This is a genomic window from Maribacter sp. Asnod2-G09 (assembly GCF_045063795.1).
Lineage (GTDB): Bacteria > Bacteroidota > Bacteroidia > Flavobacteriales > Flavobacteriaceae > Maribacter.
Genome location: NZ_JBEFOA010000005.1, coordinates 1007917 through 1019020 on the forward strand (window position 1 = coordinate 1007917; position 11104 = coordinate 1019020).

Consider the following 11104-nt stretch of genomic DNA (forward strand, 5'->3'; position numbering starts at 1 on the left):
TATTGGGACTTAGCAGATTAAATACTACTTGGTATTTAAATTAAAAAAGAGTTAAGTGATTCATTCCACCAAATAAAAAATCACTTGATGTTAATATTAACAGCAAACTAATAAGTTTTTAGTATCTTTGAAATCCATTTTAAATCATAGTCTTATGACATTATTATCTACTTTTTTGGCCATAGGCGCTCCACAAATTATATTAGTGGTAGTCGTAATTCTACTATTATTCGGAGGTAAAAAGATTCCGGAACTTATGAGAGGTTTAGGTAGTGGAATAAAAGAATTTAAAGATGCCTCTAAAGAAGATGAGCAACTAGAAGAAAAGAAAAAGGAATAGGTAACAAACCATTCTTTCATATAATTTATAAAGTCCTGATTTTCAGGACTTTTTTATTTTATAGATTCTTTATAAGAATATTAGGTCGCGTTTTATAACCCCTCACACTCCATAAAACGTTAAAATTAACCGTTTATCGGGATCTCATTGGTTACGAGGCTACTAAATACTATTCATACACGACATAAAAACCCTCTTTCACAACAATTAATATTCAGAATATCGCTTTACTGCTAATTTCGTTAGACATATAGTACTAAAAATCCATAACTAACCGTTGGTACTATACTTAAAACCCCAGTTGAATGTAATGTTCAACTAAGAATTATGTCTATGAGAAGTGTATTAAATTTATTTTTTTTGTTCTTTATCGTTTTTGCACAAGCCCAAGGCTTTCAAGACGAAGTTGAGTCTGAGGTGTCAAACAATACTAACAATGCCGTCGTTTCTAATATAAATACTGATGATGACAAAAAAGCATTTCAAAAGGCTGCGGAAGAGCTGTCCATACCTTACAGGGCTTTTCATGATATTCCAGAAACCAAAAATGGATACTATATAATTTCTGGTACATTTTCTAAAAACAAGAATCTTAAATCTCAAATTAAAAAGCTTAATAGAAAAGGGTTTGAAGCAGGGTACTTTCAAAATCCTCAAAACCAACTATACTATTTATATTTAAATCATTACACAACTTGGGAAGATGCTATAAACGATTGTTCTACACAATTTGATAATCGTTATGATGATGAAATTTGGATATTAAAAATAATCAATAGTAATTTAAATACTGAATCAGAATCAGTAGCTGAGTTACCAACCGTATCAGAAACAGAAACAACTACAGCATTAGAAGCAAGCTCAACATTAGAAAAAACACCAGAACAAGTATTAGCTCAAGAAAGTTTATTAGAGACAGCATCTATACCAGTAGAAGATGTTTCTTATGATATGCTTACTGCATCAAAAGAAAATGACCCAGCTGTTAAATCAAAGCTTATAAAAAGAGCTGATGAATATTTTGATAAAATGTGGTATGCCGAAGCAGCCAAACTTTATGAGCAAGCTTTGTCTAAAGGAGAAAAAGCTTATACATATGATGTATTGAAGAAAGCAGGAGATGCGCATTACTTTAATACAGATATGGAAAACGCTTATAAGTGGTATAATATATTGTATACAAAGTATGAGTCTGACATGAGTTCTGACTACCTATTTAAATATGCTCACTCTCTTAAAGGTATCGGAAACTATAAAAGATCAAAACGTCTATTAAAATTATATAACAGAAAATTAGCTGGCGAAGAGATTGCACAAGATACAGAACAGAATGAAATAGTTTTAGATGGTCTTCTAAGAATGGAAGAGAAATTTGATATCGACAACCTGAACATTAATTCAAAGTATTCAGAATTTTCACCTATGTATTATGGTGGTGATGAAATGGTTTATGCATCTGCTAAAGATTCTTCTATATTTACTACCAGAAAATATAAATGGAACAATCAACCGTACTTAGATTTATTTGTTGCCAAAGTAAATGAAGAATCTCAAGATTTTAAAGATGCCATTAAATTTTCTAAAAAGATAAATACAAAATATCACGAAGCATCTGTTGCTTTTACACCTGATAATGAGACGATGTATTTTACCAGAAACAATTATGGTAAAAAACTAAAGCGTGATAAAAACGGTATAAATCATCTTAAAATTTATCGTTCTAAAAAAGTAGATGGAGAATGGTTAGAAGCTGAAGAAGTATCTTTTAACAGTGATAATTACTCTACGGGTCACCCAGCACTAAGTCCTGATGGAAAGCAATTGTATTTCGTTTCTGATATGCCAGGTAATATCGGTGATACAGATATTTTCGTTGTAGATGTTCTTGAAGATGGTTCTTTTTCTTCTCCAAGAAATCTTGGCCCAGAAATTAATACGGAGCATAAAGAAATGTTTCCATTTATAAATGAAAAGAAATTATACTTTTCATCTGATGGTCATGTTGGCTTAGGAGGATTAGACGTTTTTGAAGTTGCCTTTGATGATGAAGCTGGCTTTTTAGAAGTACGTAATGTAGGTAAGCCCGTAAATAGTAGTAAAGATGATTTCTCTTTTATTGTAGACGAAGAGTCTCAGAAGGGATACTTTGCATCTAACCGTGATGGTGGTAAAGGCGATGATGATATCTATTCATTTAAAACTTTACAGCTAGAAGAAATACCAACCAGTATAAATGCTATATCGGGTATTGTAACCGAGTTAATCACCGGCGATTTAATGCCAAATGCATTAGTTGAATTACTTGATGAAAATAACATCAAACTTAAAGAAATGGAAACCGACGAAAACGGAAACTTCATTTTTGAAGATTTAGATGCTGATACAAGATATGTATTAAAAACCACCAAAGGTTCATACTTTGATGATACCAGAGAAGCTGCAACAAAAGACAATGAAATTGTTAATGTAGATGTTTCTATGAGAAAACTTAATGATATGATCGCTGTTGAGAATGGCATTAAGAAGCTTAAGACAGAGATGATTCACTTTAACTTTGATAAATCATACATACGTGACGATGCTGCTGTAGAACTGAATAAACTTGTAGAAGTAATGAACGATTCGCCTAATATGGTTATTAAAATTGAATCTCATACAGATTCAAGGGGTGATGACGTTTATAACAAATACTTATCAGATAAGCGTGCTAAATCTACCAGAGACTACATCATTGCTCAAGGTATTGATCCAAGTAGAATTGAAAGTGCCATTGGTTATGGAGAAGAACAGTTAATTAATGGTTGTGATGGTACTGTTCGTTGTACAGAAGAACAACACTACCTTAACCGTAGATCAGAGTTTATTATCGTAGACATGTAATATAAAATAACATCAATAAAAAAGACCCGCTAATTAGCGGGTCTTTTTTGTTATAATACGTTCTTAGTTTTTATAGCTAGTAAATTTCAATGCTTGTCTTCTTACTTATATAAAGTACTTTTTACTTATCTATGATTACAAACGCTTTATCATTTTTCTAATACTTACCGAATATGCTGTTTATCTGTGTTTTTTTACTGTTGATAGATAGCGGTTTTAACCAATTACATTTTATAGAATAATTGGGCTTTTTACCTAAACTTTTCAATAAAGGCATTAAGATTGAACATCTTTACCAGCAAGAACTCCTAAATCATTGAACATGGAAAAAATTACCCTAGTTAAAGAAATATACGTTGAAGCCTTTAAAAATTGGAAAAGTTTCCTTTTAGAACACTACTTTAAAATATTTTCGTGGCTGTGTTTTTTATTGATTGCTTATGCTTCTTACGTTTTAATTTTTAGAGTATCTACAGGCTTTTCTTTCAGTAATTTATAATACACAACATAATAGCGTTTGTAATCAAACAACAAACCTATTTCACATACAAAAAAAGGCTCAGGAAATTCCTGAGCCTTTTACTTTTTATAAAACTAAATTGAATTAGTTATTTGTTTTGTTCATTAACATTGAACCGTACAGATTTCATAATTGCTTCTAGCTCGAACATGTAATCTCTTTTCTTGGTTGCCGGGGCAAAAACAAACCCTTCAACAATCAATTTACGATTGTTCTCTTTATCACTTATGATATAGGTTAAAAACGGACCTGCCATTGGATAAGCGGACATTTCCCAAATTCCCCTTACTTCTGCTGCTTTTTTACCTGAAACCTCAGCAGGAAAGACATATGGAGAAAAAGCTTTTTCTGTAATCATATGATTATTCTTTCCAGGAATATCTTCACCGCCAATATAAAGTCCGCCAATAGAATCGCGCATCTTTATAATGTCTTGAACAAAAGTAGAATCGTTCTGAAAGCTGTCCCAAGGCATCGTGTATGCGATAATATTCATATTGCCTTTTTGAATTTGACGATCTATCCACACAAAATTATCCTCTTCTCTACCTACTCTATAAATAGATGGTATTTTCATCGAAATATCGAATTTATCTTCTAGCGCCTTTTCTTTATTTAATGATTTCTCGAATCTTTTTTGGGCTTTTGCAATTTCAAGTGCTTTAAAGTCAGCTATAAATTCTGGTGCCGTCTTTTTAATATTTGCAATAATCTCTTCTTTATTCCGCCCTTTGATAACTCCCACTTTCTGTGGTTTAGCATACATGTTAGATTTCATATGGGCAACATTCAAAGTATCTTCCATTACATACAAGACAGAGCTTGTATTACGAATAGAACCCGTGAAAATTTGTTGTGGAATTTGAGTAACACTAAATAGTGCCTCGTCCCAAGTTAGACCTTGTGCAGCAGCAGTATAATTTTCACGAATTGCATCGCCTACATTACTGTTCCATAAATCATTATCTATAACTACCGTTAAAGTGTTCATGGCGCCTACAGACTCTGGTAGGTAATCTGCTTTGCCCTCTTCTTTACAGGCAATTGACAATCCTAAAATTGCTAAAAAACAAAGTAAAATTCTTTTTTTCATTGGTGTTTTGGTTTACGATGAACAGTCGCACAATTTAAGTTTTGTGCCTAGCTTTAAATTGTTACCACTAATACCGTTCCACTTTCGTAAATTATCTATAGTTACACCAGGATATTTTCTAGAAATCGTCCATAATGAGTCTCCGCTTCTAACTTCATGTGTTTTAGAATTGCTCGCAACAGCCGTTCTAGTGGGAGTTTGTTTGGGTTTTACAGAAGACCCCGAATTATGTTTAGGGTAAATTGTTAATCGTTGTCCGATTTTCAAATTATTACTTCGTAATCCATTCCATTGTTTCAATTGACTCACACGCACACCATAGCGCTCAGCAATTTTTCCAAGAAAATCACCATCTCTAACTCTATATCTAATACTATTTGCGTCTGCTTGCTTTGTAATTTGAGCAATCGGGCTTTCTTTACTTTTCAATTCCTTTTCTACATGAGCATAAATAGCTGCTTCATTCGCTACGAATTTTCCCATTTTGTGCACTGGTAATCTTAGCGCATGAGCTCGACCTTCTACAAAAGGAATAACGTCTAATTTATAATGAGGGTTAAGCACCTTTAATTCTTCTTTATCAATAGCCGCTAATTCAGAAATTTGATCAAAAGTAATTAGGCTTTTAACATGAATCGTATCTGTTTCAAAATAGGCGCGATCTGCTTTCTTTCCTTTTAAACCATGCTCTTCTGCATACTCAAAAATATACATGGTAGCTTGAAAAGCTGGAACGTAGCCAGCAGTTTCTCTAGGTAAATTTCTTCTAATATTCCAGTAATTACGCTGACCGCCACTTCTACGAATTGCTTTATTTACATTACCTGGACCAGAATTATACGCAGCCAAGGCTAAATCCCAATCATCATATATTCTATGTAATCTATTTAAGTAATTAGCGGCGGCGGCAGTTGATTTAATTGGATCACTACGCTCATCAACATAACTATTGATGTTTAATTTCATTTCTTTACCTGTACCATACATAAACTGCCAAAGACCTGTTGCCCCAACTCTAGAACGCGCTTTAGGGTTTAAGGCAGATTCTACAATAGACAAATATTTCATCTCTAACGGAATGTTCTTATTGTCAAATTCTTGTTCAAATAAAGGAAAGTAAAATTGGCTAATAGTAAGCATACGTTCCATTAAGCCTCTCTTTCTAGTAAGAAATGATTTGATTACGCTTTCTAAAGACTTATTGTATTCTACATTGAAAGGCGTTTTAGCGTTCAATTTTGCCAAACGCATTTTTAACGTATCTGTAGGTAAATCTAAAACGAAAGTAGAAACAGTATCTGGCTCTACCATAATTTCCTCATACATTTCATTGTAAAGAGGTGCTGCATCTACGAGTTCTTTCATCCAAAGACTATCGAACTTGGCTGCTAATGCATTATCCTGAAGATTATAAGAAGAAGATTCAGTTGGTTTGTATAAAACCAAACTTTCGGTTTTAGAACTTTTTACAACACCTAATTGATTCAAAGGGACCACTTCGGTTAGTGAATCATTGACAATTATAGTAGTGCTGTTTAATGAATCTGCGACAGTAGAAACAGTATTTTCTTGTTGTGCAGATCCTAAGACTGGCATTAAAGCTAATCCTAGTACATAAAAACACTTATAGGTTACTTTATTCATAATGGGGTAAATTACGTTAACGGAACAAACGAAAATCGTACATTTTTTAATGAGAATAAAATAATTTCTCTTAAAATGCACAAATTTTCGTTATATGCCGTTTATCGATAACCCCTTTACTAGTCTAATATAGCAGTGATCCCTGGTAATGTTTTACCTTCTAAACTTTCTAGCATTGCACCTCCGCCTGTTGATACATAACTAACTTTGTTTTCAAAACCGAATTGTTTCACTGCAGCAACAGAATCTCCACCACCAACTAATGAGAAAGAACCTGCCTTTGTAGCTTCTGCAATATAATTACCAACTGCAATAGTACCAGCAGCAAATTTTTCCATCTCAAAAACACCAATAGGTCCGTTCCAAAGAATTGTTTTAGAAGCTAAGATCACTTTTTTGAAGTTTTGTAATGTATCAGGTCCAGCATCCAATCCTTGCCAACCATCTGGTATTTTGTCAACATCTACAACTTGTGTATTCGCATTTGCATCAAAAGCATCTGCAGCAATAACATCTACTGGTATGTGTACATTAACATTTTTCTCCTTAGCCTGCTTAAGAATTTCCATGGCAAGTTCCATTTTGTCATCTTCACAAATAGAATCTCCTACTTTACCACCTTGCGCCTTAATAAAAGTATAAGTCATACCGCCACCGATAATCAAATCATCGATTTTATCAAGAATATTTTCGATGATAGTAATCTTAGAAGAAACTTTTGCTCCACCAAGAATTGCCAATACCGGTTTTTCACCTGTAGCCATCACCTTATCGATAGCTTCTATTTCTTTTGCTAATAAATAACCGAAACACTTAGCTCCCGGAAAAAACTTAGCTATTACCGTAGTAGATGCATGTGCACGGTGGGCTGTACCAAAAGCATCATTAACATATATATCTCCCAATTTTGAAAGCTTTTCTGCAAAAGCTTCATCACCTTTTTCTTCTTCACTATGAAATCTAAGGTTCTCTAATAAAAGTACCTCTCCGTTCTGTAATTCTGCAACCGCTTTTTCAGCTTCTTCACCCACACAATCTCCTACAAACTTAACGGTAACTCCGATAATATCAGAAACAGCATCTACAATGTGACTTAAAGATAAATCTGGATTACGTGTTCCTTTTGGTCTTCCCAAATGACTCATAAGTACAGCACTACCACCGTCTTCCAATACTTTTATTATTGTTGGCTTAGCTGCCTGAATTCTAGTGTTATCAGTTACTTCAAATTTGTCATTTAATGGAACATTGAAGTCCACTCTAATTAACGCCTTTTTATCTTCAAAATTAAAGTCATTCAATACTTTCATGTGCTATTACTTTTGTTAAGTAACAAATGTAAAGATTAAATGCCTTGTGATAAAGTGCTAAATAGGATAATTTACACCCAATACCATTAAATTTGTTGTGCTTTAAACAACTATATTTGAATCTATGTTATTCAATGAAATTTTAGGACTTTCACATATTAAAAAACACTTGGCATCAAGTGCAGATGCCGGTAGAATACCACATGCACAATTATTTGTTGGTCCAGAGGGGTGCGGTCTTTTGCCTATGGCATTAGCTTATGCTCAATATATTATATGTTCAAATACAAATGGAGAAAATAGTGGTGGCAATGAAGCTTGCAATTTAAAGTTCAAGTCATTTGCCCACCCAGACGTTCATTTTGCTTTTCCTGTTTCTAATTCTGATAAGGTAAAATCACACGCCGTCAGTAACCATTACATGAAAGAATGGCGAGAGTTTATACTAGAACAGCCCTATGGAAATCTTTTTGACTGGTACCGCCACATTGAAATTGAAAAGAAGCAAGGGCAAATAGGTGTTGATGAAGCTCAAGATATCGTAAAAAAATTATCATTAAAATCTTATGAAGGCGGTTATAAGGTGATGTTAATTTGGATGGCAGAAAAGATGAACACTGCAGCTTCGAACAAATTATTAAAGCTAATTGAAGAACCACCCGATAAAACAATCTTTTTACTACTGTGTGAAGACGAAGAGCAAATTATACAGACCATTAAATCTAGATGTCAGGTTGTTCATTTTCCTCCTTTAGCAGAAGACGCTATTGCCTCTGCCTTAACTGAGAAAGGCGCTAGTAAACCAGAAGCAATGCTATTGGCTCACGAAGCTAACGGTAATTACAATAAAGCTCTTGATCTTTTAAATAAGGACTCTGAAGATTTAGTTTTCGAAAATTGGTTCGTACAATGGGTTCGAACCGCTTTTAAAGCAAAAGGTAATAAAGCCGCTATTCATGAATTGTTGTTGTGGAGCGAAGAGGTTGCAAAAACCGGTAGAGAAACACAGAAAAACTTTCTAAGCTACTGCATTACGGTTATGAGACAGGCACTCATGATTAACTATGGTGCAGAAGAACTTGCCTATCTAAAAATACATGCCGAAGGATTTCAATTAAAGAAATTTGCACCTTTTGTGCATGAAAACAACATTTTGGATATTACCAAAGAGCTGGAAGATGCTATTTACCATGTAGAAAGAAATGGAAATTCGAAAATTATTTTTACCGATCTTTCTATTAAACTAACTAGACTCCTTCACAGAAAAAAGTCTGAACTTAACTAAACCACCATGAATATTTTACTAAAAAATTCCACTGTAATATTGTTGCTCTTATTTTTGATTATCACCTTTTTACAAAGCGGATTTGATAAAATAACCGATTGGAACGGTAATATATCTTGGCTGAAAGAACACTTCTCAAAAACTATTTTTAAAAATATAGTCCCTTTATTGGTCGGTATTATTTTGATAACCGAGGTTATTGCCGGTTTACTGTGTGTAGTTGGTGTATATGAGATTTTTAGTTCAGGAAGATCAAGTTTCGCGCTATATGGAGCAATACTATCAGGTATAACATTGCTTATGCTTCTATTCGGGCAGAGACTAGCAAAAGATTACGAAGGCGCTAAAACAATAGCTGTTTATTTTATACCAACAATTCTACTTGTATTTCTACTACAAGCTCAGAGCTATCATTTTTAATAGAAGGTAAAACCTACTTGTAACTGAATACTCATTTATATTCTAAAGTTTTGGAAACAAAAAACCCTCCTAGGTAGGAGGGTCTTGGAGGCATCGAGCGGATTCGAACCGCTGTACAAGCTTTTGCAGAGCTGTGCCTAGCCACTCGGCCACGATGCCATTTTTTAGCGAGAGCAAAAATAAACATTATTCCCAATTTAAGCTGCATTAACAACTAAGAAATTATATTTATTTAAGCTCGGATGGATTACTGAACAGATTGTCCTCTTTGTAAATTCAATGATACCGTTACCTTTTCTACGTCACCGTTTATAGGCGGATTGATTTTAGAAACGGAAACCATAGCTGAATCTACGGTCGGGAGTTCAATAAAAATTCGGTCGATTATTCTTTTTGCGACATGCTCCAATAACTTAGAAGGCGTTGCCATCTCTTGCTTTACAATCTTATTGATATGAACATAATCAACAGTATCTTTTAGCTCGTCGGAAACTGAAGCAATCAATAAATTTGTATCAACAGAAACGTTGACCAAATAATCACTACCAATATTAGTTTCTTGAGGCAAACACCCGTGGTGGGCATATGCTTTTATATTCTCTAATTGTACTTTACCCATTCTTTATATTCTGGAGATCAAATTTAATCAATCTACATCTAGAATTAATATGTACAACGACAATTACTGATACCCTGAAATAAATCTACCCCTAAGGTGATTACATGCGTACCAGAACTATACCCAAGAAGTTCGTTAAGAATAACTTGATAAGAGTATCCGAAGTAAAAATTACTTTTCTTTAAACCTGCGATAGGAGCGATATAAAGCGGATTACCAATTTGATCGTTCAAGAAACGATAATTGACACCTGCGTAGAAGTAATCTTCAAAATCGTAAAATCTAAATTTCAAGTTTAAATCGGTAACAGAACGCCCATCACTCTCGAACAATTGAAACAACACAGAAGGTTCAATTTCCATCTTGCTGGTTCTTTTCTTCATGTATCTATAACCTGTATACACATAATAGTTTCTTAGTCTATTAGGCTCGTATAAGGCGTTGAAATTACTTAAATTTTTATCTAAGATATTTGAAGCATTGATACTGAAATAAAATTTGTCATACCTATATAGTGCACCAATATCAAAGTTGTGATTTGTTGTTGCCTTATCGCCAACATATGCTGGATCGGCAATTAAATCAGGATTTGTGTTATCAATTCTAAACTGGTTAAAATTATACGAGATACCGAATGATAAAAACTCATCATCATAACGGTCTAAAGTAAGGTGGTGCGCAAATGAGAACCGAGCTCCCTGTTGCTTTGTTTCACCATTACTATCGTTATATAATACCATACCAATACCAGATTTTTCACCAACACGCATATCTGCTGCTAGAGATTGGGTATCGGGTGCATCTTTAATACCTACCCATTGTGTAAGACCATTAAGCCTTATTTTAACATGGTCACCAATACCTGCGTAAGTTGGGGACATTACAAAGGGGTTATCGGCAAGATATTGAGATAATTGAGGTATAGTAAGCTCCTGCCCTCTTAGGGAGAATACGCTTATAAATAATACCAGTGTCAATAGACTGTTCCGCATC

Annotated in this window: 10 protein-coding genes and 1 tRNA gene; 5 read left to right on the top strand and 6 right to left on the bottom strand. The window is 33.9% G+C overall.

Annotated features, from left to right (window positions below):
- The first annotated feature begins 154 nt into the window (after positions 1-154).
- The 3 genes from tatA (at position 155) to ACJJVT_RS16395 (ending at position 3719) form a co-directional block, all read left to right on the top strand.
- Positions 155-340 (top strand): twin-arginine translocase TatA/TatE family subunit, encoded by a 186-nt coding sequence (tatA, locus tag ACJJVT_RS16385; protein WP_299798826.1) that lies wholly within the window; start codon positions 155-157, stop codon positions 338-340.
- A gap of 333 nt (positions 341-673) precedes the next feature.
- Positions 674-3220: an OmpA family protein gene (locus ACJJVT_RS16390; protein ID WP_405400131.1), complete on the top strand. Its 2547-nt coding sequence runs from the start codon at positions 674-676 to the stop codon at positions 3218-3220.
- A 322-nt stretch (positions 3221-3542) separates the two neighbouring features.
- Entirely contained in the window at positions 3543-3719 is a 177-nt protein-coding gene (locus tag ACJJVT_RS16395) for a DUF6747 family protein (protein WP_405400132.1), read from the top strand.
- Positions 3720-3828: 109 nt separating this feature from the next.
- On the opposite strand, the gene ACJJVT_RS16400 is transcribed toward ACJJVT_RS16395, so the two are convergent.
- From ACJJVT_RS16400 to ACJJVT_RS16410, 3 genes are all read right to left on the bottom strand, one after another.
- Entirely contained in the window at positions 3829-4833 is a 1005-nt protein-coding gene (locus tag ACJJVT_RS16400; RefSeq protein ID WP_405400133.1) for a DUF4837 family protein, read from the bottom strand.
- A gap of 12 nt (positions 4834-4845) precedes the next feature.
- Positions 4846-6477: a LysM peptidoglycan-binding domain-containing protein gene (locus ACJJVT_RS16405; protein WP_405400134.1), complete on the bottom strand. Its 1632-nt coding sequence runs from the start codon at positions 6475-6477 to the stop codon at positions 4846-4848.
- A 119-nt stretch (positions 6478-6596) separates the two neighbouring features.
- Positions 6597-7787, bottom strand: coding sequence for a phosphoglycerate kinase (locus ACJJVT_RS16410; RefSeq protein WP_405400135.1), 1191 nt, complete (start codon positions 7785-7787; stop codon positions 6597-6599).
- Between the two features lie 124 nt (positions 7788-7911).
- Here ACJJVT_RS16410 and ACJJVT_RS16415 point away from each other — a divergent pair, with 124 nt between their 5' ends.
- Positions 7912-9072 carry an ATP-binding protein gene (locus ACJJVT_RS16415; RefSeq protein ID WP_405400136.1) on the top strand — a complete coding sequence of 387 codons (1161 nt, stop codon included), beginning with the start codon at positions 7912-7914 and terminating at the stop codon, positions 9070-9072.
- A 6-nt stretch (positions 9073-9078) separates the two neighbouring features.
- Entirely contained in the window at positions 9079-9492 is a 414-nt protein-coding gene (locus ACJJVT_RS16420; RefSeq protein WP_405400137.1) for a DoxX family protein, read from the top strand.
- Between the two features lie 85 nt (positions 9493-9577).
- On the opposite strand, the gene ACJJVT_RS16425 is transcribed toward ACJJVT_RS16420, so the two are convergent.
- The 3 genes from ACJJVT_RS16425 to ACJJVT_RS16435 form a co-directional block, all read right to left on the bottom strand.
- Positions 9578-9651, bottom strand: a tRNA-Cys gene (locus ACJJVT_RS16425).
- Positions 9652-9739: 88 nt separating this feature from the next.
- The gene (folB, locus tag ACJJVT_RS16430) at positions 9740-10111 is read right to left on the bottom strand and encodes a dihydroneopterin aldolase (RefSeq protein WP_073241426.1); all 372 of its coding nucleotides are present in this window, start codon (positions 10109-10111) and stop codon (positions 9740-9742) included.
- A 44-nt stretch (positions 10112-10155) separates the two neighbouring features.
- Entirely contained in the window at positions 10156-11103 is a 948-nt protein-coding gene (locus ACJJVT_RS16435; RefSeq protein WP_405401051.1) for a type IX secretion system membrane protein PorP/SprF, read from the bottom strand.
- Between the last annotated feature and the right edge of the window lies 1 nt (position 11104).

What these genes read in the sequence shown, in the direction of transcription:
- ACJJVT_RS16420 (WP_405400137.1), top strand. Translation starts at nt 9,079, where the DNA reads ATGAATATTTTACTAAAAAATTCCACTGTAATATTGTTGCTCTTATTT.
- ACJJVT_RS16415 (WP_405400136.1), top strand. Translation starts at nt 7,912, where the DNA reads ATGTTATTCAATGAAATTTTAGGACTTTCACATATTAAAAAACACTTG.
- ACJJVT_RS16435 (WP_405401051.1), bottom strand. Translation starts at nt 11,103, where the DNA reads ATGCGGAACAGTCTATTGACACTGGTATTATTTATAAGCGTATTCTCC.
- ACJJVT_RS16390 (WP_405400131.1), top strand. Translation starts at nt 674, where the DNA reads ATGAGAAGTGTATTAAATTTATTTTTTTTGTTCTTTATCGTTTTTGCA.
- ACJJVT_RS16410 (WP_405400135.1), bottom strand. Translation starts at nt 7,787, where the DNA reads ATGAAAGTATTGAATGACTTTAATTTTGAAGATAAAAAGGCGTTAATT.
- ACJJVT_RS16395 (WP_405400132.1), top strand. Translation starts at nt 3,543, where the DNA reads ATGGAAAAAATTACCCTAGTTAAAGAAATATACGTTGAAGCCTTTAAA.
- tatA (WP_299798826.1), top strand. Translation starts at nt 155, where the DNA reads ATGACATTATTATCTACTTTTTTGGCCATAGGCGCTCCACAAATTATA.
- ACJJVT_RS16405 (WP_405400134.1), bottom strand. Translation starts at nt 6,477, where the DNA reads ATGAATAAAGTAACCTATAAGTGTTTTTATGTACTAGGATTAGCTTTA.
- folB (WP_073241426.1), bottom strand. Translation starts at nt 10,111, where the DNA reads ATGGGTAAAGTACAATTAGAGAATATAAAAGCATATGCCCACCACGGG.
- ACJJVT_RS16400 (WP_405400133.1), bottom strand. Translation starts at nt 4,833, where the DNA reads ATGAAAAAAAGAATTTTACTTTGTTTTTTAGCAATTTTAGGATTGTCA.